At 70.0% G+C, this 23,273-nt stretch carries 16 protein-coding genes; 8 read left to right on the top strand and 8 right to left on the bottom strand.

The window, feature by feature from the left end; genetic code table 11:
- A partial coding sequence (locus ACWD68_RS39045) for a M4 family metallopeptidase (protein ID WP_451811219.1) occupies positions 1 to 1,564 on the top strand: 1,564 nt, incomplete at its 5' end.
- Between the two features lie 77 nt (positions 1,565 to 1,641).
- Here ACWD68_RS39045 and ACWD68_RS39040 read toward each other — a convergent pair.
- Positions 1,642 to 2,262 carry an L-threonylcarbamoyladenylate synthase gene (locus tag ACWD68_RS39040; RefSeq protein WP_451811218.1) on the bottom strand — a complete coding sequence of 207 codons (621 nt, stop codon included), beginning with the start codon at positions 2,260 to 2,262 and terminating at the stop codon, positions 1,642 to 1,644.
- Between the two features lie 190 nt (positions 2,263 to 2,452).
- Here ACWD68_RS39040 and ACWD68_RS39035 point away from each other — a divergent pair, with 190 nt between their 5' ends.
- Together ACWD68_RS39035 and ACWD68_RS39030 are read left to right on the top strand one after the other, a co-directional pair.
- Positions 2,453 to 3,526 carry an NAD(P)H-dependent amine dehydrogenase family protein gene (locus ACWD68_RS39035; protein WP_451811217.1) on the top strand — a complete coding sequence of 358 codons (1,074 nt, stop codon included), beginning with the start codon at positions 2,453 to 2,455 and terminating at the stop codon, positions 3,524 to 3,526.
- Positions 3,527 to 3,535: 9 nt separating this feature from the next.
- Positions 3,536 to 4,015, top strand: a complete 480-nt coding sequence (locus tag ACWD68_RS39030) for a carboxymuconolactone decarboxylase family protein (RefSeq protein ID WP_451811220.1) — start codon at positions 3,536 to 3,538, stop codon at positions 4,013 to 4,015.
- A 70-nt stretch (positions 4,016 to 4,085) separates the two neighbouring features.
- Here ACWD68_RS39030 and ACWD68_RS39025 read toward each other — a convergent pair whose 3' ends face one another.
- Complete coding sequence (locus tag ACWD68_RS39025) at positions 4,086 to 5,729, bottom strand: GMC oxidoreductase (protein WP_451811216.1); 1,644 nt, start codon at positions 5,727 to 5,729, stop codon at positions 4,086 to 4,088.
- 250 nt (positions 5,730 to 5,979) lie between these two features.
- Here ACWD68_RS39025 and kstD point away from each other — a divergent pair, with 250 nt between their 5' ends.
- Positions 5,980 to 7,773, top strand: a complete 1,794-nt coding sequence (kstD, locus tag ACWD68_RS39020) for a 3-oxosteroid 1-dehydrogenase (RefSeq protein ID WP_451811215.1) — start codon at positions 5,980 to 5,982, stop codon at positions 7,771 to 7,773.
- Between the two features lie 75 nt (positions 7,774 to 7,848).
- Here kstD and ACWD68_RS39015 read toward each other — a convergent pair whose 3' ends face one another.
- Positions 7,849 to 8,970: a PP2C family protein-serine/threonine phosphatase gene (locus ACWD68_RS39015; protein WP_451811214.1), complete on the bottom strand. Its 1,122-nt coding sequence runs from the start codon at positions 8,968 to 8,970 to the stop codon at positions 7,849 to 7,851.
- 316 nt (positions 8,971 to 9,286) lie between these two features.
- On the opposite strand from ACWD68_RS39015, the gene ACWD68_RS39010 reads away from it, so the two are divergent.
- Together ACWD68_RS39010 and ACWD68_RS39005 are read left to right on the top strand one after the other, a co-directional pair.
- Positions 9,287 to 10,960 carry a sulfite oxidase gene (locus ACWD68_RS39010; protein WP_451811213.1) on the top strand — a complete coding sequence of 558 codons (1,674 nt, stop codon included), beginning with the start codon at positions 9,287 to 9,289 and terminating at the stop codon, positions 10,958 to 10,960.
- A gap of 158 nt (positions 10,961 to 11,118) precedes the next feature.
- On the top strand, positions 11,119 to 11,976 hold the full coding sequence (locus ACWD68_RS39005; protein WP_451811212.1) for a DMT family transporter: 858 nt from the start codon (positions 11,119 to 11,121) through the stop codon (positions 11,974 to 11,976).
- A gap of 270 nt (positions 11,977 to 12,246) precedes the next feature.
- Here the strand turns inward: ACWD68_RS39005 and ACWD68_RS39000 are convergent, their stop codons facing one another.
- From ACWD68_RS39000 to ACWD68_RS38990, 3 genes are all read right to left on the bottom strand, one after another.
- Entirely contained in the window at positions 12,247 to 14,670 is a 2,424-nt protein-coding gene (locus ACWD68_RS39000) for a SpoIIE family protein phosphatase (RefSeq protein ID WP_451811211.1), read from the bottom strand.
- Between the two features lie 102 nt (positions 14,671 to 14,772).
- Entirely contained in the window at positions 14,773 to 19,050 is a 4,278-nt protein-coding gene (locus ACWD68_RS38995) for a HAMP domain-containing protein (protein ID WP_451811210.1), read from the bottom strand.
- A 356-nt stretch (positions 19,051 to 19,406) separates the two neighbouring features.
- On the bottom strand, positions 19,407 to 20,288 hold the full coding sequence (locus ACWD68_RS38990; RefSeq protein ID WP_451811209.1) for an RNA polymerase sigma factor SigF: 882 nt from the start codon (positions 20,286 to 20,288) through the stop codon (positions 19,407 to 19,409).
- Between the two features lie 430 nt (positions 20,289 to 20,718).
- Here ACWD68_RS38990 and ACWD68_RS38985 point away from each other — a divergent pair, with 430 nt between their 5' ends.
- Entirely contained in the window at positions 20,719 to 21,654 is a 936-nt protein-coding gene (locus ACWD68_RS38985) for an anti-sigma factor RsbA family regulatory protein (protein ID WP_451811208.1), read from the top strand.
- A 102-nt stretch (positions 21,655 to 21,756) separates the two neighbouring features.
- On the opposite strand, the gene ACWD68_RS38980 is transcribed toward ACWD68_RS38985, so the two are convergent.
- Both ACWD68_RS38980 and ACWD68_RS38975 read right to left on the bottom strand, forming a co-directional pair.
- Positions 21,757 to 22,326 (bottom strand): Dps family protein, encoded by a 570-nt coding sequence (locus ACWD68_RS38980; protein WP_451811207.1) that lies wholly within the window; start codon positions 22,324 to 22,326, stop codon positions 21,757 to 21,759.
- A 64-nt stretch (positions 22,327 to 22,390) separates the two neighbouring features.
- Positions 22,391 to 22,561 (bottom strand): hydrophobic protein, encoded by a 171-nt coding sequence (locus ACWD68_RS38975; RefSeq protein ID WP_451811206.1) that lies wholly within the window; start codon positions 22,559 to 22,561, stop codon positions 22,391 to 22,393.
- 211 nt (positions 22,562 to 22,772) lie between these two features.
- Here ACWD68_RS38975 and ACWD68_RS38970 point away from each other — a divergent pair, with 211 nt between their 5' ends.
- The gene (locus ACWD68_RS38970) at positions 22,773 to 23,132 is read left to right on the top strand and encodes a DUF5133 domain-containing protein (protein WP_451811205.1); all 360 of its coding nucleotides are present in this window, start codon (positions 22,773 to 22,775) and stop codon (positions 23,130 to 23,132) included.
- Positions 23,133 to 23,273: the final 141 nt, after the last annotated feature.

The following is a 23,273-nucleotide window of genomic DNA, read 5'->3' as shown; positions in this document are numbered from 1 at the left end:
CTGGGGCACCGGCGCGGGCTCCAACACCCAGACGGCCGGCGCGGACGCCGCGTACGGCGCCGCGGAGACCTGGGACTTCTACAAGAACACCTTCGGCCGCAGCGGCATCAAGAACAACGGCGTCGCGGCCTACTCCCGCGTCCACTACAGCTCGGCGTACGTCAACGCCTTCTGGGACGACAGCTGCTTCTGCATGACCTACGGCGACGGTTCCGGCGGCACGCACGCGCTGACCTCGCTCGATGTCGCGGGCCACGAGATGAGCCACGGCGTCACCTCCAACACCGCGGGCCTGAACTACACCGGTGAGTCCGGCGGTCTGAACGAGGCGACCTCCGACATCTTCGGAACGGGCGTCGAGTTCTACGCCAACAACTCCTCCGACGTGGGCGACTACCTCATCGGCGAGAAGATCGACATCAACGGCGACGGCACCCCGCTGCGCTACATGGACAAGCCGAGCAAGGACGGCGGCTCCGCGGACAGCTGGTACTCCGGCGTCGGCAACCTGGACGTCCACTACTCCTCGGGCCCCGCGAACCACATGTTCTACCTGCTCTCCGAGGGCAGCGGCACCAAGGTCATCAACGGCGTCACGTACAACAGCTCGACCTCCGACGGCGTGGCCGTCGCGGGCATCGGCCGGGCCGCGGCCCTGCAGATCTGGTACAAGGCGCTCACGACGTACATGACGTCGACCACCAACTACGCGGGCGCCCGCACCGCCGCGCTGAACGCCGCCACGGCGCTCTACGGCTCCACCTCCGCGCAGTACGCGGGCGTGGCGAACGCCTTCGCCGGCATCAACGTCGGCAGCCACGTCACCCCGCCGACCAGCGGCGTGACCGTCACCAATCCGGGCAGCCAGGCCTCCACCGTCGGCACCGCGGTGAGCCTGCAGATCTCGGCCAGCAGCACCAACACCGGCTCCCTGACCTACGCCGCGTCGGGTCTGCCGACCGGTCTGTCGATCAGCGGCTCGACGGGCGCCATCTCCGGCACGCCGACCACCGCGGGGACGTACAGCACGACCGTCACCGTGACGGACAGCACCGGCGCGACGGGCACCGCCTCCTTCACCTGGACGGTCAGTTCCTCGGGCGGCGGCACGTGCACCTCGACGCAGCTGCTCGGCAACGCCGGCTTCGAGTCGGGCAACAGCACCTGGACGGCCTCCAGCGGAGTCATCACCAACTCCAGCAGCCAGGCGGCCCACGGCGGCTCCTACAAGGCGTGGCTGGACGGCTACGGCTCCACCCACACCGACACGCTGTCCCAGTCGGTGGCCGTCCCGAGCGGCTGCAAGGCCACGCTGACGTTCTACCTGCACATCGACACGGCCGAGACGACCACCAGCACCGCGTACGACAAGCTGACGGTCACGGCCGGATCGACCACGTTGGCGAGCTACTCGAACCTGAACAAGGCCACCGGCTACACGCAGAAGACGTTCGACCTGTCCTCCTTCGCAGGCACGACCGTCGCGATCAAGTTCAGCGGCGTCGAGGACTCCTCGCTCCAGACCAGCTTCGTCGTGGACGACACCGCCCTGACGACCAGCTGACCGGCAGTACCTGACACTCCAGGCCGCGGCACGGGTCCTCCGCAGGGACGACCCGTGCCGCGGCGCCGTGCCCGGGCCTACTCGAACCGGGAGGGGTCCCCGGCTCCGAGGCGCACGATCTCGGGCTCGGCGCCGGAGAAGTCGATGACGGTCGTCGGCTCGGTGCCGCAGTCGCCGGAGTCGATGACGGCGTCCACCACGTGATCGAGGCGGTCCTTGATCTCCCAGCCCTGGGTCAGCGGCTTGTCCTCGTCCGGCAGGAGCAGGGTGCTCGACAGCAGCGGCTCGCCGAGTTCGGAGAGGATCGCCTGCGCGACGGCATGGTCGGGGATCCGCACCCCGACGGTCTTCTTCTTCGGGTGCAGCAGTCTGCGCGGAGCCTCCTTCGTCGCCGGGAGGATGAAGGTGTAGCTGCCGGGAGTCGCCGCCTTGACGGTGCGGAAGACGGTGTTGTCGATCCGTACGAAGTGCCCCAGCTGCGCGAAGTCCTCGCACATCAGCGTGAAATGGTGCCGCTCGTCGAGCTGGCGGATCGAACGGATGCGGTCGATCCCGTCCTTGTTGCCGAGCGCGCAGCCGAGTGCGAAGCAGGAGTCCGTCGGGTAGACGATCAGCCCGCCGCTCCGGACGATCTCCACCACCTGGCTGATGATGCGGCGCTGCGGGTTTTCCGGGTGCACATCGAAGTACTTGGCCATGGTCCGAGCTTAGGCGGTGACACCGGCGACACCCCCCGAGCCGCAGCCGGTCATCCCCGGACGAGCGGCACGGGGCCCCGGCGCCCCCGTCGTGAGCCCCGGGACCGGCCCTGTCACCGGTTCCGAACCCGGAATTTTTCCCCGGTCACGGCTATAGGAACCTCGAGGTCGTCTCGCTACCCTCCGCCGCATGATTTCCACGGTGGTCTGGGGTACCGGCAATGTCGGCCGCGCGGCCATCCGCGCCGTCGAGGCCCACCCGAAACTGAAACTCGCGGCCGTGCTCGTCCACAACCCCGACAAGGTCGGCCGGGACGCGGGCGAACTCGCCGGTCTCGACCACGGCCTCGGGGTCGCGGCGAGCGACGACATCGACGCCGTCCTGGCCGGTGGCCCCGGAGCCGTGGTCTACGCGGCCACCGGCGACATCCGCCCCGACGAGGCCCTCGCCGACATCGGCAGGGCGATCCGGGCCGGCGCGGTGGTCGTGACGCCCGCCCTCTATCCGCTCTACGACCAGCGCAACGCCCCGCCGGAGTTCCGGGATCCCATGCTCGCGGCCATCGCGGACGGCGGCGGCTCCCTGTTCGTCTCCGGAGTCGATCCCGGCTGGGGCAATGACGTACTGCCCCTGCTGATCAGCGGTCTGGGCACCACGGTCGACGCCATCCGCTGTCAGGAGATCTTCGACTACTCCACGTACGAACAGGAGGAGTCCGTACGGTACCTGGTCGGGATGGGGCAGCCGATGGACTACGAGCCGCTGATGCTCGCCCCGTCGATCCCGACCATGGTGTGGGGCGGTCAGATACGGCTCATGGCGCGGGCCCTGGGCGTCGAACTCGACGACATCCGCGAGACGTTGGAGCGGCGCGCGCTCACGGACACGGTGAGCACCCGCACCATGGGGGAGTTCGCCGCCGGCACCCAGGGCGCGGTCCGCTTCGAGGTGCAGGGGATCGTCGGGGGAGAGCCCCGGATCGTCATCGAGCACGTCACCCGCATCCACGCCTCCTGCGCGCCGGACTGGCCGGCGCCACCCGACGGGGACGGCGCCCATCGCGTGATCATCGAGGGCCGTCCGCGCATCGAGGTCACCGTCGAGGCCACCGACGAGGGCGAGAACCGCTCCGCCGGCGGGAACGCCACCGCGGTCGGTCGCCTGGTCGGCGCCATCGACTGGCTGGTGGACGCGGAACCAGGGCTCTATGACGCACTCGACGTCCCGCTGCGCCCCGCAGTCGGCCGGCTCGGAAGGAAGTGACCCATGACCCTGCACATCGACATTCCCGAGGGACAGGAACCGATCGGATACGTGTGGGGCGAGATGGTGCCGGAGATCGGCATGGCCGCCGCGAACTTCTCCCTGTCGGTGTACGAGCACGCGACGCTGGGCCTTCGCGAGTTCGAGGCCGCGCGCCTGCGCATCGCGCAGATCAACGGGTGCCTGTTCTGTCTCGACTGGCGCACGGAACGGGAGGGCCACAAGGTCGAGGAGGAGTTCGCCGACGCGGTGACCCAGTGGCGCACGACCGCCGCCTTCGACGACCGCACACGGCTGGCCGCCGAGTACGCCGAGCGGTACGCCCTGGATCACCACGGTCTGAACGAGGACTTCTGGGCGCGGATGACCGCGCTGTACACCCAGCGGGAGATCGTGGAGCTGAGCATGAGCATCGGTTCCTGGCTGGCGTTCGGCCGGCTCAACCATGTGCTCGGCCTGGACGCCGTGTGCGTGCTGCCGACCCACTGAGAACGTGCGGGTCGCCGAGCGGACGCGACCTGCTGAGCGGATCCGGGCCGCTCGGGCGGCCCGGGTACCGCTAGAGGTCGACGGCGATGATCTTCTCGATGTTCCGTTCGGCGAGCGCCGTGATCGTGACGAACGGATTGACGCTGGTGTTGCCGGGAATCAGCGCGCCGTCGATGACGTACAGGCCGGAATAGCCCTGCAGACGGCCGTAGTTGTCGGTGGCCTTGTTGAGCACGGCGCCACCGAGCGGGTGGTAGGTGAGGTGGTCGCCCCAGATCTTGTATACGCCGAAGAGATCGGTCCGGTAGATCGTTCCCTCCTTCGCGTTGATCTTGTCGAAGATCGACTTGGCCATGTCGATGGCGGGTTGTTTCCAGGCGGTCTGCCAGTTGAGGTCGACTTTGCCGGTGGCGGCGTTCCAGGAGAACTGGGCGCGGTTCGGGTTCTTGGTGATGGAGAGGTAGAACGACGCGAAGGTCTCGATGCCGGTGGGCAGCGGCGCCACCTCGGCGAACGCGCCGCCCGCGGTCCAGTTGTCGATACCGCCGCAGGGAATGCTCGCCTGCAGCGCACCGGTCGGGTCCCACAGGTGATTGGCGCGGCCGCACATGACGTTGCCGTTGTCGCCCCAGCCCTGGCCGATCTCGCCGTTGAGGCCGGGCAGCGCGCCGGTGGCCTTCAGTTTGACCAGGAGTTTGCTGGTTCCGACACTTCCGGCCGCGAAGAACACCCGGTCCGCGGTCACCGTCTTGGAGGCCGTGGCGTCGCCGTTGGTATTGAGCTGGTCGATCAGGACCGTGTAGCCGCCACCGGCCGCGGGCGAGACCGAAGTGACCTTGTGCAGCGGTGAGATGGTGACCCTGCCGGTGGCCGTGGCCTGGGCGAGATAGGTCTTCTGGAGCGACTTCTTGCCGTAGTTGTTGCCGTAGAGGATCTCCCCGGCGAGCGCCGACTTGGTGGCGGTGCCGGCCGCCTCCCGCTTCATGTAGTCCCAGTCGTACACGTCGGGCACGAAGACGAACGGGAAGCCGGAACGCTGCGCGTGCTTACGGCCGACCCGGGCGTACTGGTAGCAGTCGGTGGTGTCGAACCACGCCGGGTCCACGACACCGACGCCGAGCCCGGCGTTGGCGCGCGGATAGTAGGTCGCGTACATCTCGTCGGCGTTCACCGACGGGAGGATGGCGCCGAAGTTCTCCCGCTTGGGCGTGACGGCCATGCCTCCGTTGACCAGTGATCCGCCGCCGACGCCGCGGCCCTGGTACACGATGATCTGGCCCATCTCCTCGGCGTCGAGGATCCCGGTGTAGCGGGGTACGTCCTTGTCGATGGGGAAGCCGAGGAAGTTGCTGAGGGGCTGTTTGGTTCTGGTGCGCAGCCAGTACGAACGGTAGTCCGGGCTGGTCGTGTTGGCGAAGATCTTGCCGTCCGAGCCCGGGGTGTCCCAGGCCATGCCCATCTCGACCATCTGCACGTCGACGCCTGCCTGGGCGAGGCGCAGGGCGGCGACGGAACCCCCGTATCCGGTGCCGATCACCAGGACGGGGACATGTGCTCCGGAAGGGATCGACGCGGCCGCCGTGGCGACCTGTGCCGGGGCTGCGGCGGCCCGACCGGCAAGGCTCACGGCTCCAAGAATAGAACTCGTTCCAGCAATGAATCGTCGACGCGAGACACCTCTGGAATCGTTGTTGCGCTGGTTGATGTCACCCATGTGACACTCCTCACTCTCGATGAGTGGGAACAGGTTCTACTGTTGCCAGCTTGTTAAGTCACTACATACCGGTTGGTAACTTCTGTCCGATCTTGGGGTGATCGGCGAGGTCTGATCCGCTTGCTCTTGACTTCACAAGACCCTCGCGCGACATTTCCTGACGCTGCATCAGAACCGGTACGGCGGGGGCCTGTCGGCTCCCGGAGCACGGAACGCCTCACATTCCTTCGCCCTACTGGAGCGCCCTGCCATGTCCCCGAGCGCCGACCACGTCAGACGTACCGACTCCTTCCCGGCCCCCGGCCCGTCACGGCGCAGGGTGCTCGGCGCGGCCACGGGCGCCTCTCTCGCGCTCGCCGCCGGTGCCGCGGGAACCGCCACGGCGGCCGACCTGCCCCTGCTCGGCACGTACGACGTCGTCGTCGTCGGTTCCGGAGCCGCGGGGATGACCGCGGCGCTGACCGCCGCGAAAAAGGGACTGAGCTGCGTCGTCCTGGAGAAGGCACCGACCTTCGGCGGCTCGGCGGCTCGCTCCGGCGCGGGCATCTGGATCCCCAACAACCCGGTGATCCTCGCCGCGGGCGTCCCCGACACCCCGGCGAAGGCCGCCACCTACCTCGCGGCCGTGGTCGGCCCGGACGTCTCCGCCGCCCGTCAACAGGCCTTCCTCGGCAACGGACCGGCCATGATCTCCTTCGTCATGGCCAACAGTCCGCTGCGCTTCCGCTGGATGGAGGGGTACAGCGACTACTACCCGGAGCTTCCCGGCGGGCTCCCGGGCGGTCGCTCCATGGAGCCCGACCAGCTCGACGGCAACATCCTCGGAGCCGAACTCGCCCACCTGAACCCGGCGTACATGGCGGTACCGGCCGGCATGGTCGTCTTCAGCGCCGACTACAAGTGGCTCACCCTCGCCGTTGTGAGCGCGAAGGGCGCGGCCGTCGCCACCGAGTGCCTGGCCCGGGGCACCAAGGCGGCGCTGCTCGGCCAGAAGCCGCTGACGATGGGCCAGTCGCTCGCGGCCGGGCTGCGCGCGGGTCTGCAAACCGCCCGGGTTCCCGTGTGGCTGAACACCCCGCTGTCCGACCTGTTCGTGGAAAACGGTGCCGTCACCGGCGCGGTCGTCACCCAGAACGGCACGTCCGGCCTGGTCAGGGCCCGGCGCGGGGTCATCGTCGGCTCCGGCGGCTTCGAACACAACGCGGCCATGCGCGCCCAGTACCAACGCCAGCCCATCGGTACCGCCTGGACGGTGGGCGCCAAGGAGAACACCGGCGACGGCATCCTGGCGGGCCGCCGCGCCGGGGCCGCACTCGACCTGATGGACGACGCCTGGTGGGGCCCGGCCATCCCGCTGCCCGACCAGCCCTACTTCTGCCTGGCCGAACGCACCCTGCCCGGCGGCCTGTTGGTCAACGCGGCCGGAGCACGCTTCGTCAACGAGGCCGCGCCCTACAGCGACGTCGTGCACACCATGTACGAGCGCAACCCGAGCGCGCCGGACATCCCGGCGTGGCTGATCGTCGACCAGAACTACCGCAACCGCTACCTGTTCAAGGACGTCGCGCCGACGTTCACGTTCCCCGACGCCTGGTACACCTCCGGCGCCGCGTACAAGGCGTGGACCCTGGACGCCCTCGCGGGCCGGATCGGTGTCCCCGCGGCCGCCCTGCGCACCACCGTCAGCCGCTTCAACGGCCTGGCACTGAACGGCACGGACACGGACTTCCACCGCGGCGACAGCGTCTACGACCACTACTACACGGACCCGGCGATCCTCCCCAACTCCTGCCTGGCCCCCCTGTGGCTCCCACCGTTCTACGCCTTCAGGATCGTGCCGGGCGACCTGGGCACCAAGGGCGGTCTGGCCACGGACGCCCGGGCCCGCGTCCTGCGCCCGGACGGCACGGTGATTCCCGGCCTGTACGCGGCGGGCAACGCCAGCGCGGCCGTCATGGGCCACAGCTACGCGGGAGCGGGCTCGACGATCGGTCCCGCGATGACGTTCGGGTACATCGCGGCGCTGGACATCGCGGCGACCTGACGCTGGACGGGCGGTCCGGTCCCGGCCCCGGTCCCGCGTCGGTCCGCCCGGTCCGCCCGTACCGCCCTCGGGGCGTCACTCGCCGTCGCGGTCGTCGTCACCCCGGATCCGCGGTGCGAGGAGCAGGATCGAGACGTCGTCACGGATCGAGGGGCAGTACTGGACGAGGTCCCGCCACACGCAGTCGACGAGAGCGTCCGAAGGCTCCTCGGCGAAAGCGGCCAGCCGATCCGGCAGCGGGTAGAAGACGCCTGCCGGATTCCGGCTCTCGCTCACGCCGTCCGACGCCAGGAACAGCCGATCGCCGGGCTCCAGGTCCACCGTGCGCCCGCGTGGCGGGGCCAGCTCGAAGAAGCCCAGCCCCAGCGGGGCCCCCGGCTCGGTGTCGAGCTCGAGGGCCTTCGCGCCGCGCAGCAGCAGCGGGTGGGGGTGCCCGCAGGACACCAGCCGCACCGTGCCGGCGCCGGGCGAGAACTCCAGGAGGAGCGCGGTGGCGAACATCTCGGCGTGTTCGACCGCCGCGGAGTCCACGACGAGCCGGCGATCGAGGCGGGCCGCGGCCGCCTCCAGATCGCGCTGGTCCAGCACCGTTTCCCGGAACGCCCCCAGAAGCGAGGCGACCGTCCCCACCGCCGACAGCCCGTGACCCTGTACGTCTCCCATCACGGCCCGGACCCCGAACGGCCCGTCGCGTACGTCGAAGAAATCGCCACCGACCAGCGTCTCCCGCTGCGCCGGCCGGTACAGCCCCACGCAGCGCACCGGCCCGACCCGTTCGGGGAGTGGCGGCAGAACGGCGAGCTGGGCGGCCTCCGCCACCGACCGCACGGTGACCAGATGCGCGTCCCTGCGGCTGCGGACGAGGGACACGAACACACTGAGCACGGCGATGAACGTGATGGTGAGCAGATCCGCGTTGCCCGGATGGTTGAGGTGCATCGCCGGGATGTTCATCACGACCACGACGATGGCGCCGAAGAGCGCAGTCGCCGCGGGCCCGTAGGAGAGCACGGCCAAGGAGGGGATGGCGCCCAGCAGGAAGCCGATGTCCAGATTGTGACTGGTGGCGAGCTCGCCCACGCAGACCCCCACCAGCAGGACCGGCGGAAGCAGCCGCACCCAGCGCGGAGGGGGCGAGCCGCGCAGCCATCCCCGGTCCCTCTCGTCCGGCTGACCGGGCGCGGCCTTCGTGGCCATGGCACTCCTCCTTTTGCCACAACCGTCCCCCATTCCGCGCTGTCGCGCATTCCGATCGGTCCGGTGACGCGGGCACGGGCGGGAAGCGGGCCGGTCCCTCGCGGGGCGACGGAAAGGGGGGACGGACCGACACGGGGCGGCCGTGGTTGCGAGGAACACGAAGCCCCGCCACCCACGGGGATGAGGGTGACGGGGCTCCACCGGGCATCTGCCCCGTCGGCGGGGTTTCATCCCACGACCGGCTCGGCCCCGGAGACTTCATCGGATCGGGTGCGCGACCAATCCGCCGGACGCCCGGGATCGGATTCCGACCGTGATGACAGGACAGACAGGACAGAACGATCGGGACGCTCCGGCGCGTTGGGCGCGGTACTCGCTCGGCGCGCTGAGCGGCATGCTCGCCGGGTTCGCCGCTCTCGCCGTCGCCGAGTCGGTGAGCGCGCTCGTACGACCCGAGGCGGGCCCGGTCGTCGCCGTCGGGGGCGCCGCGATCGACCGCACACCGCCTGCGGTGAAGGACTGGGCGATCCGTCACTTCGGCACGAACGACAAACTCGTTCTCCAGCTCGGGATTCTGGCCGTCCTCGCGCTGTTCGCGTGCGCGCTCGGAGTGTTCGCGGTGCGCCGTCGCCGCGCGGGTGCCCTGGGAGTGCTCCTGTTCGGTGTGATCGGCGGTGCCGCGGCGCTCACCCGTCCCGACTCCACGAGCTGGACCGACGCCCTGCCGTCGGTGACCGGAGCCCTGTGCGGCGCACTGCTCCTGTACGCACTGGCCGGCCGGCTCTCCAGCCCCGGGCCCGCACCCTCCGCACCCTCCGCGCCGGACTCGCGGCCGGACGGGGACGAGCCCGTGACGGCCGACGACGCCGCCGCCCCGGCCGCCACGTCGGGGGAGTCCGGCTGGGACCGGCGCGGTTTCATCGTGGCCGCCGCGGCGGCCGCAGCGGCATCGGCCGGCGCCGGGGCACTGGGCCGGTCGCTGAACGGCGTCCGCGGTCAGGACGCGGTCGCCTCCCGTGCCAACCTGGTACTGCCCGCCGTCGCTTCCCCGGCCGCGCCGATTCCCCAGGGTGCGCGGCTCCGGGTGCCCGGCGTCAGCCCGTTCGTGACGGCGAACGCCGACTTCTACCGGGTGGACACGGCCCTGGTGGTCCCCAAGGTGGACGCCACGGGCTGGCGGCTGAGAATCCACGGCCAGGGTGTCAGCCGCCCGATGACCCTGACCTTCGACGATCTGCTGCGGCGCGAGCTGATCGAGCGGGACATCACACTCACCTGCGTGTCCAACGAGGTCGGCGGCCCCTACGTGGGCAACGCCCGCTGGATCGGAGTACGCCTGGCCGACCTCCTCACCGCGTGCGGGGTGCGACCGCCGTCCAGGGGCGGTCCGGCCGATCAGCTCGTGGCGCGCTCCGTCGACGGGATGACGATCGGCAGCCCCGTCGAGGACGTGATGGACGGTCGTGACGCCCTGCTGGCCGTCGGGATGAACGGCGAACCGCTCCCGTTCGAGCACGGCTTTCCGGTGCGGATGCTCGTCCCGGGCCTGTACGGCTATGTGTCCGCGTGCAAGTGGATCAAGGACATCGAGCTGACCACGTTCGACGCGTACGACCCGTACTGGGTGAAGCGGAAATGGGCGAGCAGGGCCCCGATCAAGACCCAGTCCCGCATCGACACGCCCAAGCCGTTCGCACGGCCCGCGGCGGGCACCGTCATGGTCGCCGGGGTCGCCTGGGCCCAGCACCGCGGGATCGACAAGGTCGAGGTGCGGATCGACGACGGGCGCTGGCAGGAGGCCGACCTGGCGGCCGAGGACACCGTCGACACCTGGCGCCAGTGGTCCTTCCCCTGGCAGGCCACCCGCGGCGGCCACACCCTCACGGTCCGGGCCACCGACCGCACCGGTCATGTGCAGACCGACAGACGCACCCGGACCATCCCCGACGGCGCCGACGGCCGCCACTCCGTGGTCGTCACCGTCGACTGAACACCCGGCGAGACGTTTCCGTGGACACGGCGGAGGCCATGTCGATCGGCACGCGGGCCGGGTCGACCAGAGGCACGTTACGGCCCGCCCGGGCATCGCGTCGTCCGGTCGGCGAGCCCGGAGAGGCCCGGCCCGCCGTCCCGGGGCATGGTGGAGGAGTGATAGGGCTGGCCGTGCTGTTCGCACTTCTCGGGGCCGCCAGTAACGCGATGGGCACGGCATTCCAGCGCAAGGCGGCTTCCCGCGTCGCCGAAGGCGGCGGACTGCGCCTCATCCTGAGACTGGCCCGGCAGCCCGCGTGGCTGATCGGTATCGCCGGGGTGATCGGCGCCGCGATCTTCCAGGCCCTGGCCCTGGTGAACGGGCCGCTGTCCTTGGTGCAGCCCCTGTTCATCCTGGAACTGCCCTTCGCCCTGATGATCGCCATCCCGCTGCTGCACCGCCGCCTCCCGCGCGCGGGATGGTGGGCCGTCGCCGGTGTGGTGGCCGGTCTCGGTCTCGTCCTCGGCTCGGCAGCTCCCTCGGGCGCACGGTCCGACGCCTCCATGGCGCGCTGGATCCCGGTACTGATCGTGTGTCTGGGGACGGTGGCCGTCGCGGTCGTCGTCGCCCGCCCGGGGCGCCCGCCGCTGTTCCGCGCCGCCGTGCTGGGATCGGCGTCGGCCATCAGCAACGCGCTGACGGCGGCCCTCCTGAAGTCGGCCATGGGCACACTCACCGACGACGGCTTCGTCGCCTTTCTCAGCGTCTGGCAGACCTACGGATTCGCCGTGACCGGGGTCGGCGCCGTCCTGCTGCTGGAGAACGCCCTCCAGGCGGGCCCCTTGGCAGCCTCGCAGCCGGCACTGACCATCGGCGACGCGACGGTCAGCCTGCTGCTCGGCGTCCTCCTCTTCGACGAGACGATCCGCACCGGCTGGTGGCTGCTGCCCGAGCTGATGGGGGCCGGGCTGGTCCTGTGGGGCGTACTGCGGCTGACCCGGGTGGTGCCGCACATCGCGGACATCGCCCATTGACCCCTGGCCGACCGCCAGGACGCTCGGCCACTCGGCCATACGAGCGGAATCCTGGCCGGAAACCCGTGTGCATGCATCGCCGGGACCGGGGCAGCAGCATCCTGAGACGACTCGAGCGAGCCAACCCCCCCTGGCGAACCCGAGCCGTACGGCCCCGCAGGCAGTCACTCCCCCCGACTGTCTGCGGGGTCGCATTCGTGCGGCCGGGCCCGCAACACGTTTCGGACCGGCTTCGGGCGACCGTCCCGCTCGAACCTTTCCCGGCCGGCCCTAAGCGACCTGGATGCCAACGATGCAGGTGTCGTCATCGGTGTCGGACCTGCTGTACGTCAGGAGCCGGTCGAGCTGGTGGTCCAGCGTCCTGGACGTCGTACGGGCCGCGTTGAGGAGCTGGCGCAGCGACACCTCGACCGAGCGGTCGCGCCGTTCGATCAGACCGTCCGTATACATCAACAGGGTGTCGTGGACCGCCAGTTGCAGCTCATCCTCCTCGAACGTCGCCTCGGGGACGGCGCCGAGCAGGATGCCCTTGAGGAGCGGAAGCGGGTTCGCCTCCGCGTCACGGACCAGAACGGGCGGCAGATGACCGGCCCGGGCCCAGCGCAGAACACGGCGGCGCGGATCGTAGATGCCGCAGACCGCGGTGGCGGTCACCCCGCCCGTCAGATGGTGCGCCACGATGTTGAGCCACGACAGCAGCTGGCCGGGCCCGGCACCGGTCACGGCGAGCCCCCGCAGCGCGTTGCGCAGTACCACCATGCTGGTCGCCGCCTCGATCCCGTGACCGGCCACGTCGCCGACGCACAGCAGGACCAGGCCGGAGGGCAGGACGACGGCGTCGTACCAGTCGCCCCCGACCAGCTGCTCGGTCTCCGCCGGCCGGTAGCGCACCGCCACAGCGAGACCCGGAGCCCGCAACGGAGCCTGGGTCGGCGGCATGATCGCGTGCTGCAGCTGGAGGGTCAGCCGGTTGCGCTCGTGCGCCTGCTGTTCGGTGTGCGCCAACTGGTCCCGGGTGACCGCCAGCGCGACCTCGGTCCAGTGCTGCGCCGAGATGTCCTGGTAGGCCCCGCGGACCACGAAGAGCTGGTCGTCGGCGTCGAGCACCGGTTCGGCCACCATGCGGATGTGCCGGGTGACGCCGTCGGGACGCTGCAGACGGAACGCGGCGGTGGCCGGCCGGCGATGATGCAGCACGGTGCGCAGGAAGCGTCCGATGGCGACGGCGTCGTCCGGATGGGCGTGCGCGGGCAGCTCCTCCAGGGGCACGGGAGCGCCCGAGGGGGAGCGGCCGTACAGGTCGAAGAGCGTGTCGTTCCAGATGATCTCGCCGGTGAGCAGGTTCTCCTCGAAGCCGCCGATCCTGCCCAGCCGTTGGGCGTGCTGGAGCAGACTCGCCAGCCGCGCGGTCTCGTCCTCTATGCGCCAGATGAGCAGCACCGTTCCGCCGTGCCGGCTGACGTTGATGTCGGCCACGGCCGACAGCGGCACCTGGTCGACCAGAGCCGTGAGATCCATGCGCCGCGCCCGGAACGGCTCCCCGGTGGCGTAGACACGCTCGATGCACTGGAAGAGGTCGCTGTCACCGGCGACCATCGGATAGGCCTCCAGCAGCAGTGCCCCGTGGACGGTGCCACGCGGCCGCCCGGCCGGATCGAGGAAACGGCCGTTCACATGACGGATGCGGAAGTCCGCGAGCCGTCCCTGGTCGTCGAGGTGGGGCACCAGGACCAGGGCGGGATCGTGCAACCCGTCCACCAGGTCGATCAGTTCGGAGACGTCGTTCGTCCCCCGCACGTCGTGTCCCTCGCTCGGCAGCGTGTGGGTCTCCAGCGTGTGCGAGCACAGCTCCGCCAGCGCCTCGACCTGCCGGACGACCTGCGGCGGCTGAGGCTCCAGGACGGACGGCCAGGCGATTTCCAGGACGCCGTGGATACGGCCCCCGGAGCCGGCCGGCACCGCGACCCTTCCACCGTCGGGATGGTCCGCGTGCCCGATGGAGGGCAGTCCGGTGCCCGACAGCGAGGCCGCCCACTGGGCCGTACGTTCGGACAGCGCGCGGCGCGCCATCGTCGCCACGCCCGGCGGCACGTAACGCCAGCGCCTGGCCTCGGCCGCCGAGAATCCGGCGCTGCCCGCCAGCGAGAGCGAACCGTCGGCGTCCGCCGCCCAGATGGCCACGGCGACGGCCCCGAGCGGGGTCAGCGCGTGCTGGAGCAGGGAGTCGGCCACCGCCTGGGTGTCGTCCGCCGCCAGGGCACCGCTCTCGGCCGCGCGCAGCCGCACCGCGGGCGCGTCGTCCTTCGGCACGCTCTCCGTGGTGGCTGCGAGGAAGGTGCTGGTCACCTCCGAAAGCCGGTCGTGCGCCGCCTGGTTGATGATCTCGACCGCGAGCTCGAGCTGCGGCACCTTGGCCTGTTCGGCCAACTCGGTGAGCTGGCGGGCGGCTTGCGTCGGCCCGCAGCCCAGCCGCTCGACCAGGATGCCCTTGGCCAGCTCGATCAGAGCCCGTCCGTCGGCCTCCGCCTGGGCGGCCTGTACCTCGCGGCGCAGCCGCTCGACCGTGGCCGCCAGCCGGCCCACCGGAGAGGTCCGGGCCACGCCCGAGAGGTCACCGGCCCGCTCGGCGTCCGCTCTGTCGACGGCGTCCGGGGAGCCGGCGCCGTTCGCGTCGGTGGTTTCAGGAATGTTCACGGTGCTGCCGCTCCTCGGCGCGGACCCCTTGCGGGGTGGGGGAGGGGCGGCAGCGGAGGGCGCCCCGCCGACCGGCCGTGGCGGTGGGTGCCGAGCGCCATGTCATTCCCCCAGCCAGCGTCGGACGCAGGCGATGAGGTCGTTGGTGTCGACCGGCTTGGTGACGTGGTCGCTGGCACCCGACAGCAGACTCTTCTCCCGGTCGCCTGGCATGGCCTTCGCCGTCACCGCGATGATCGGCAGCTCGGCGTACCGGGGCATCTTGCGGATCTCGGCGGTCGCCGTGTACCCGTCCATCTCGGGCATCATCACGTCCATCAGGATCAGCGCGACCTCGGGCCGGCTCAGCAGCGTCTCGATGCCCTTCCTGCCGTTCTCCGCGTGCAGCACCTGGAATCCGTGCAGCTCCAGGATCCCGCTGAGCGCGAAGAGGTTGCGGGCGTCGTCGTCGACGACGAGCACCGTACGGCCCCGGAACGCGTCGTCGATCGGCTGCGCGGGCCGGCTCCTCGCCTCCTCGGCGCGGACCAGCGGGACCACGTCGCCGGGCTGCTCCGCGGACAGGTGCAGCGCGATGCGCTCGCGCAACTCGTCCAGACTGGACAGGAACTCCAGGGACCGGGCGCCGGAGCGGGACTGCAGCGCCTGCTCCTGCGCGAGGTCGACGCGGCTGCCGTTGTGGACGAGGACGGGAACGGTCGCCAGGGCCGAGTCGCCCTCCACCGCTTCGAGGAACCGGGCCGTCTCCCCTTCCGGCATGCCGAGTTCGAGGACGACGCAGTGCCACGGCTCGGCGGCGAGCGCGCTCGCCGCCTCCTGTGCCCCCACGACCGTGACGACGTCGACGCTCTCGCGCGCGTCGCCCTCGTCACGGCTGCGGGCGACATCCCCGACCGCGCTCTCGGCCACCAGCGTCAGCAGGCCCCGCGGCCGTTCCTCGACGACCAGCAGCCGGCGCCGCCGCCGGCTCGGCGGACTGATCGAGCCGGCGACCGTGTGCCGCGGTTCGGTGAGCGCCGAGGCGCCCTCGGCCGGCGCCGACTCGGGCTTGCGGCCGCCGGCCAGCAACTCCTCGAAGTCGGGGCGCGCGACCGGCAGGAAGAGAGTGAACGTACTGCCCTGTCCGGGCGTGCTGTCCACGGTGACCGCTCCACCGAGGAGGTGGGCGATCTCCCGGGTGATGGAGAGCCCGAGACCGGTCCCGCCGTACTTGCGGCTCGTGGTGCCGTCGGCCTGCTGGAAGGCGCCGAAGATCGTCTCCAGCTGCTGCTCGGGGATGCCGATACCCGTGTCCTTCACGCGGAACGCGGCGATCGTGCCGCCCCGCCGTACGCTCGCGGGGATCTCCTGGTCGGCCGCCGGTTCGATCCTGAGCTCGACACGTCCCCGCTCGGTGAACTTGACCGCGTTCGACAGCAGGTTGCGCAGCACCTGCCGCAGCCGGGAGTCGTCGGTGAGGAGGTCGACCGGGGACCCGGGAGCGGTGCTGACCGTGAACTCCAGGCTCTTCTGCGAGGTCATCGGACGGAAGGTGGCTTCTACGTACTCGAGCAGCTGGCGCAGCGGGACGCGTTCGGGGGTGACGTCCATCTTCCCGGCCTCGACCTTCGACAGGTCGAGAATGTCGTTGATCAGCTGGAGCAGGTCGGAGCCCGCCGAGTGGATGATGCCGGCGTACTCGACCTGCTTCGGCGTGAGATTGCGCGAGGGGTTCTGCGCCAGCAGCTGGGCGAGGATGAGCAGACTGTTGAGCGGGGTCCGCAGTTCGTGGCTCATGTTGGCGAGGAACTCGGACTTGTACTTGGACGCCAGGGACAACTGCTGGGCCCGTGCCTCGAGTTCCTGCCGAGCCTGCTCGATCTGGAGGTTCTTCGCCTCGATGTCGCGGTTCTGGGTCGCGAGCAGCGAGGCCTTGTCCTCCAGCTCGGCGTTGGAGCGCTGGAGTTCGTCCTGCTGGACCTGCAGTTCCTCCGAGCGTGCCTGGAGTTCGGCGGTCAGCCGCTGCGACTCGCCCAGCAGCTCGTCGGTGCGGGCGTTGGCCACGATCGTGCTGACGTTGACGCCGATGGTTTCCATCAGCTGTTCCAGGAAGGTCCGGTGGCCCTGCTTGAAGCGGGTGACCGAGGCGAGTTCGATGACGCCGAGCACCTGCTCCTCGACGACGATGGGCAGCACCACCAGAGCCGTCGGCGCCGTCCGGCCGAGCCCCGAGGAGATGGTGACGTAGCCCGGCGGCACCTCGTCCACGCTGATCGCACGGCGGCTGCGCGCGGCCTGTCCGACGAGCGAGCGGCCCAGCGGGATGCGGGTGGGGCGCCCGTCCTCGTCGGGGTAGCCGTACGACCCGACCAGCCTCAGCTCCGTCCCCTTCGCGGTCTCCTCGGCGAGATAGAACGCGCCGTACTGCGCGGTGACCAGCGGTGTGAGCTCGTCCATGATGAGGTCGGCCACCACGTCCAGGTCGCGGTAGCCCTGCATCAGGCCGGAAATGCGGGCCAGATTCGTCTTGAGCCAGTCCTGCTCCTGGTTGGCCCGCGTGGTCTCACGCAGCGACTCGACCATGGAGTTGATGTTGTCCTTCAGGTCGGCGACCTCGCCCGAGGCCTCCACCGTGATGGACCGGGTCAGGTCGCCCTCGGCCACGGCGCTGGTGACCTCGGCGATGGCGCGGACCTGCCGTGTGAGGTTGCCGGCGAGTTCGTTCACGTTCTCGGTCAGCCGCTTCCACGTGCCCGAGACGCCCTCGACCTCGGCCTGGCCGCCGAGCCTGCCCTCGCTGCCGACCTCCCGTGCCACACGGGTGACCTCCGCCGCGAAGGCGGAGAGCTGGTCGACCATGGTGTTGATGGTCGTCTTGAGTTCGAGGATCTCGCCGCGGGCGTCGACGTCGATCTTCTTGGACAGGTCGCCCTTGGCCACCGCGGTCGTCACCAGGGCGATGTTGCGCACCTGTCCGGTGAGGTTGTTGGCCATCGAGTTGACGTTGTCGGTGAGGTCCTTCCAGGTGCCCGCGACGTTCGGCACGTGCGCCTGGCCGCCCAGGCGTCCCTCGGTGCCGACCTCGCGGGCGACGCGGGTGACCTCGTCGGCGAACGCGGACAGCGTGTCGACCATCGTGTTGATGACGTCGGCCAGGGCGGCGACCTCGCCCTTCGCCTCGACGGTGATCTTCTGCGACAGGTCGCCGCGGGCCACCGCCGTGGCCACCTGCGCGATGGAGCGGACCTGACCGGTCAGGTTCGACGCCATGACGTTGACGTTGTCGGTGAGGTCCTTCCACGTGCCGGAGACGCCCCGCACGGTGGCCTGTCCGCCGAGGTTGCCCGCCGTGCCGACCTCGCGGGCGACGCGGGTGACCTCGTCGGCGAAGGCGGAGAGCTGGTCGACCATCGTGTTGATGGTCTCCTTGAGCTCGAGGATCTCGCCGCGGGCGTCGACGGTGATCTTCTGGGAGAGGTCGCCCTGGGCCACCGCCGTGGCGACCTGGGCGACATTGCGTACCTGGTTGGTGAGGTTGCCCGCCATGAAGTTCACGGAGTCGGTGAGGTCGCGCCAGGTGCCCTTGACGCCCTTGACGTCGGCCTGGCCGCCGAGACGTCCGTCGGTGCCGACCTCGCGGGCGACGCGGGTGACCTCGTCGGCGAAGGCGGAGAGCTGGTCGACCATCGTGTTGATGGTGTTCTTGAGTTCGAGGATCTCGCCGCGGGCGTCGACGGTGATCTTCTGGGAGAGGTCGCCCTGGGCCACCGCCGTGGTCACCTGGGCGACATTGCGGACCTGCGCGGTGAGGTTGCCCGCCATGAGGTTGACGGAGTCGGTCAGGTCGCGCCAGACACCGCCCACACCGGGGACCTGCGCCTGTCCGCCGAGGTTGCCCGCCGTGCCGACCTCGCGGGCGACGCGGGTGACCTCGTCGGCGAAGGCGGAGAGCTGGTCGACCATCGTATTGACGGTCTCCTTCAGCTGGAGGATCTCCCCGCGGGCGGGCACATCGATCTTCTGGGAGAGGTCGCCCTTGGCGACCGCCGTGGCCACTTGCGCGATGTCGCGGACCTGAGTGGTGAGGTTGCCCGCCATGGCGTTGACGGAGTCGGTGAGGTCGGCCCAGGTGCCGGAGACACCCGGCACCTCCGCCTGGCCGCCGAGCGTCCCCTCCGTACCCACCTCGCGCGCGACCCGCGTCACCTCGGAGGTGAACACCGACAGCTGGTCCACCATGCCGTTGAACACGGTCGCGATGTCGCCCAGCAGGCCGCCGGCCTCGTCGGGCAGCCGGGTGCCGAAGTCCCCGTCGCGCACGGCGGTGAGGCCGGCCAGCAATTGGCGCAACTCCTGCTCGCCCGGCGTCCGTACGGACGTCTCGCTCGCTGCCCTGGTCATGCCCACCCTCGTTCCGCTCCCCTGGAGTCCCGTGCCACGGAACTCGGAACCACGCCGGGCCCACGGGCAGTCCCCACGCCTGTCCGTGGAATTCCCGCAGATCACGGGTCATCCCGATAAGAAAATACGCCGCAGGCTAACCCAGAAGGCAGGTGCTGAACAAAGCGTGAAGAAAAACTCTTCGACGGCCCAAAAATGTTGCGGGTGGCAGGAATAAGCGCGAGTGAAGGGGATACACAGAACCCTCTTGGTCCGGGGTCGTCCGGACCGCGCACGCGAAGTCCCGCCGACCTGTTCCGGACCGGAGTCCGGGGCGGGGCGACGGGACCGTCGTACCGACTGTGCCGTGCGGTGTGTCAGGCGACCGAGGGGTCGAGCAGGCCCGTCCGCAGGCGCTTGATGATGCGGGTGATGAGCCGGGAGACGTGCATCTGCGAGATGCCGAGCTCCTCGCCGATCTGCGCCTGGGTGCGCTCCTCGACGAAACGCATGTGAATGATCCGGCGCTGACGGTCATCGAGTTCGGCGATCAGCGGGGCCAGGGAGTTGAAGTCCTCGACCAGCTCGAGCGAGGGGTCGTCCTCCCCGATGAAGTCCGCGAGGACGGCCTCGCCGTCCGCGCCGCCGTCGGCGGTGAGAGCGGCGTCGAGGGACGAGGAGTTGTAGCCGTTCGACGCCTTGCGGGCCTCGATGACCTCTTCCTCGGACAGCGACATCAGCTCGGACAGTTCACGCGTGGTGGGCGTACGGCCGAGGCGGGTGCGCAGTTCCTCCGTCGCCTTGGCGAGTTCCACGCGGGCCTCCTGCAGGCGGCGCGGCACGTGGACGGCCCAGCTCGTGTCACGGAAGAAGCGCTTGATCTCACCGACGATGTAAGGGACGGCGAAGGAGGTGAACTCGACCTCGCGCGACAGCTCGAAACGGTCGATGGCCTTGATGAGCCCGATCGTGCCGACCTGGACGATGTCCTCCATCTCACCCTGGCTGCGGCTGCGGAAACGCGCCGCCGCGTACCGGACGAGGGAGAGGTTCATCTCGATGAGGGTGTTGCGCGCGTACTGGTACTCGTGCGTGCCCTCTTCGAGGACGGCGAGCCGGTCGAAGAACTGGCGGGACAGCTCGCGCGCGTCCTTCGGGCTGATCTTCAGCGGCTCGTCGATCTGCGGAAGGATGCCCCCCTCGGCCGTCGCCGTCTGGTACGCCGTGTCCGTTGCCTTCGCTGCCGTCACGGCCGCCATGCCGTCCACCCCAAATCGTCCGAAGGAAATGATGACAGGGCCCGTCTGCCCTGCTTCACACCGCTCATGCCACCCGGTCGCAGAAATTCTGCGGAACGCGTACGTCCCGCCTCCCGCCCGGCGCCGGGTCGGGTGTACTTCTGTCCCGGGGCATCGTTCGGATGCGGGGCGGCGGCGTCAATTTTCGATCCGGTCCCCGGATGGTTCTGCCGGGAATCCCGGGGCAGGTGAGGAGTGTGCGAGGCCGGCGCGGTGGGACCTCGCGGCCGGGGCCGGGCTCCGGCGCCGGGGCGGCCGCGTAAAATGGGTTTCGGGGTGAGTCCGTGGGCATCGAACAGCGAGTGGACGGAGCGCAGACGCTCTTCCCCTCGGTGTGCCTGGACGCGGGACCGCTCGCCGGGCGCGGGCCCCGGGGCGCGGTGGTCGCGGCATGACGACGGCGGCATTCACCGGCGAACCCTTCGTCCACCCCGCGCTCATCTATCGCGGCGACCGTGAGTACGTGGAAGGGACGACACGCTTCGTGTCGGACGGCGTAGCCGCCGGGGAGCCGGTGGCGGTGGCCGTTCCCGGCCCACGACTGGAGCTCATCAGGGGCGAACTGGGTCCGCTCGGCGCCGGCGTCCGCTGGATCGACATGACGCAGGCCGGCCGGAACCCGGGCCGGATCATCCCCTCCGTACTGCGGGCGTTCGCCGACGCCCATCGCGGCGGTCATGTGCGGATCATCGGCGAGCCCATCTGGGACGGCCGTACGGCGGCGGAGTATCCGGCCTGCGTCCAGCACGAAGCCCTGATCAATACGGCGTTCGGCGGACGTGACGTGACCATCCTCTGTCCGTACGACGCGCGAGCCCTGCCGCACGACGTGATCGCCGACGCCCACGCCACGCACCCCGTCGTGATCAGCGGCGGCCGGCAGAGCGCCAGCCCGGCCTACGACCCGGACGGAGTGCTGGCGCGCTGCAACGAAGTACTGCGCCACCCCCCGGGAGCGGCGACCGTCCGCTTCGACGCGGAACTCCTGCCCGCGGCCCGCGACTTCGCGACGAGCGAGGCCCGGGAGCGCGGAATGACACCGGCCCGGCTCCAGGATCTGAACCTCGTGGTCGCGGAGCTGACGACCAACAGCGTGGTGCACGGCGGCGGTTCGGGGATCTTGAGGATCTGGGCCGAGAGCGAGCAGATCGTGTGCGAGGTCCGGGACGAGGGGCGGCTGAGCGATCCGCTGGCCGGCCGGTATCCCGTGCGCCCCGACCAGATCGGCGGCCGAGGGCTGTTCCTCGTGCATTACGTCTCGGACCTCGTCCGGGTGCACACAGAGGACTCCGGGACGACCCTGCGCAGCTACATCGCCCGCACGTGAGCGGATCGCGTGACGGCGCCCGCGCACCGGCACATGGAGAGGGGCCCGAACCTGGGGAACAGGTTCGGGCCCCTCTGCATTCGGTGCCGCCTTCTCCCGCCGCTAGCGGACGGTGCCCTGCTGGGCCGATCGAGCCGCCTCGCGCTCCGTGTGGGCCCCGGCCTGCGACAGGGAGCCGCCCGAACTCTCCAGGTGCGCGCGGACGAACCACTGGAACTGTTCGAGCGAACGCAGCTGTTCGATGAGCAGGTCCTCGGTCACCGGATCGATCTTGCCGACCTCGGCCACGGCCGCACGGTGGTCCTGGACGATTCCTGTGTAGACGAGGTCGAGCGCGCCGAGGTGGGCGATGGCATCGGCGCGGCCGACGCTGTAGTCGTCCCAGCTCCGCTCGGCGACGAGCGCGCCCGGCGTGCCGTGCGGAACCCCGCCGAGGGCGGAGATCCGTTCGGCGGTGTCATCTGCCATGTCACGCACGCGGTCCACCTGGGGATCGAGCATTTCGTGAACGGCGATGAAATGCGGGCCCACCACATTCCAGTGGATGTGCTTCAGCGTCAGCGAAAGGTCGTTGAGAGCGTGGAGCCGCATGCCCAGCACTTCGATGATCCGGCCGCCGTCGTGAGTGCTGACACCGGGGACCGTGTATTGGGGTGTCGTGGAAGTCGCCATGACTCTCTCCTTCGCTCGCAGATATCTTGCGGGTGTTCTCAGTTGCGGATGTCCGGGAGTGCGTCTACCAGCGGTACCAGCGGCCGCGACGGCCGCCGGAAGCACCGGGACGCGCCACGAATCCGACCAGCCAGACGACAAGCACGATGATCGCTATCCACCACAGCGCCTTGACGGCGAAACCGGCGCCGAAAAGGATCAGGGCGAGTAGAAGAACGAGAAGCAGGGGAACCATCGGTATCAACCTCCAGTGCCTTCAAGTGCCCTGGTTCTTTTGCGGCACACCTCTTTGTCGGGGCGCCGGGCCGTTCCCTGCGCGGGGTGGAAGGGGCGGGAATCCGCCACAGTGATGACGTTGGGCCAAATAGGTTGTCTGAGGCCGCTGTTGTGAATGAATCGCCGTGAACCGGGCACACGGACGGAAACTCGAGAGAGGAGCCCTCGCCGTGCTCGTGCCCGACCCGAAGGTTGTCCGGAGGCTGCTGACGCGTTACGCGGCCCTGAAGATCGCGTACGCCGAGAAGGAGACGCTGGAGACGGCCCGCCGGCTGGAGGACGTCACGTACACGCTCTGTGTGATGACGGGAACGAACAGCGTGCACGACGCCGTCGTCGCGGCCGACGCCATGCTCGCGGCCGGGGGGAACCGGCGGGACGCGAAGCAGGGCGGACTGCTGGGGAACGGCACGCCGTCGGCTGTCTCGCCGAAAGGGATCTCCGCGACAGCCTCGTCGCTGACGCAGCCGCCCACCGAGGTGCGGGCCTTGAACGGCCAGAGCCTCGGCATGCCCGGGCCGCTCTTCTGATCGCCGGGCGTATGCGGGAAGTGGGGGTCACCACCCGGCCGGGTGGATGAAACTCGCTAGAGGCTTTTCTCGACAGCATAGGATCATCCACTTCACCACAATCGGCTCGGCATCAGGTCTCAGCCTTGATGTGTGACGGAT

It is taken from the genome of Streptomyces sp. NPDC005141, from assembly GCF_053599975.1.
Note: the sequence above shows the minus strand (reverse complement) of the source record. Positions and strands in the feature narration are given on the sequence as shown.

What these genes read in the sequence shown, in the direction of transcription:
- ACWD68_RS39040 (WP_451811218.1), bottom strand. Translation starts at nt 2,262, where the DNA reads ATGGCCAAGTACTTCGATGTGCACCCGGAAAACCCGCAGCGCCGCATC.
- ACWD68_RS39035 (WP_451811217.1), top strand. Translation starts at nt 2,453, where the DNA reads ATGATTTCCACGGTGGTCTGGGGTACCGGCAATGTCGGCCGCGCGGCC.
- ACWD68_RS39025 (WP_451811216.1), bottom strand. Translation starts at nt 5,729, where the DNA reads ATGGGTGACATCAACCAGCGCAACAACGATTCCAGAGGTGTCTCGCGT.
- kstD (WP_451811215.1), top strand. Translation starts at nt 5,980, where the DNA reads ATGTCCCCGAGCGCCGACCACGTCAGACGTACCGACTCCTTCCCGGCC.
- ACWD68_RS39015 (WP_451811214.1), bottom strand. Translation starts at nt 8,970, where the DNA reads ATGGCCACGAAGGCCGCGCCCGGTCAGCCGGACGAGAGGGACCGGGGA.
- ACWD68_RS39010 (WP_451811213.1), top strand. Translation starts at nt 9,287, where the DNA reads ATGACAGGACAGACAGGACAGAACGATCGGGACGCTCCGGCGCGTTGG.
- ACWD68_RS38995 (WP_451811210.1), bottom strand. Translation starts at nt 19,050, where the DNA reads ATGACCAGGGCAGCGAGCGAGACGTCCGTACGGACGCCGGGCGAGCAG.
- ACWD68_RS38990 (WP_451811209.1), bottom strand. Translation starts at nt 20,288, where the DNA reads ATGGCGGCCGTGACGGCAGCGAAGGCAACGGACACGGCGTACCAGACG.
- ACWD68_RS38985 (WP_451811208.1), top strand. Translation starts at nt 20,719, where the DNA reads ATGACGACGGCGGCATTCACCGGCGAACCCTTCGTCCACCCCGCGCTC.
- ACWD68_RS38980 (WP_451811207.1), bottom strand. Translation starts at nt 22,326, where the DNA reads ATGGCGACTTCCACGACACCCCAATACACGGTCCCCGGTGTCAGCACT.
- ACWD68_RS38975 (WP_451811206.1), bottom strand. Translation starts at nt 22,561, where the DNA reads ATGGTTCCCCTGCTTCTCGTTCTTCTACTCGCCCTGATCCTTTTCGGC.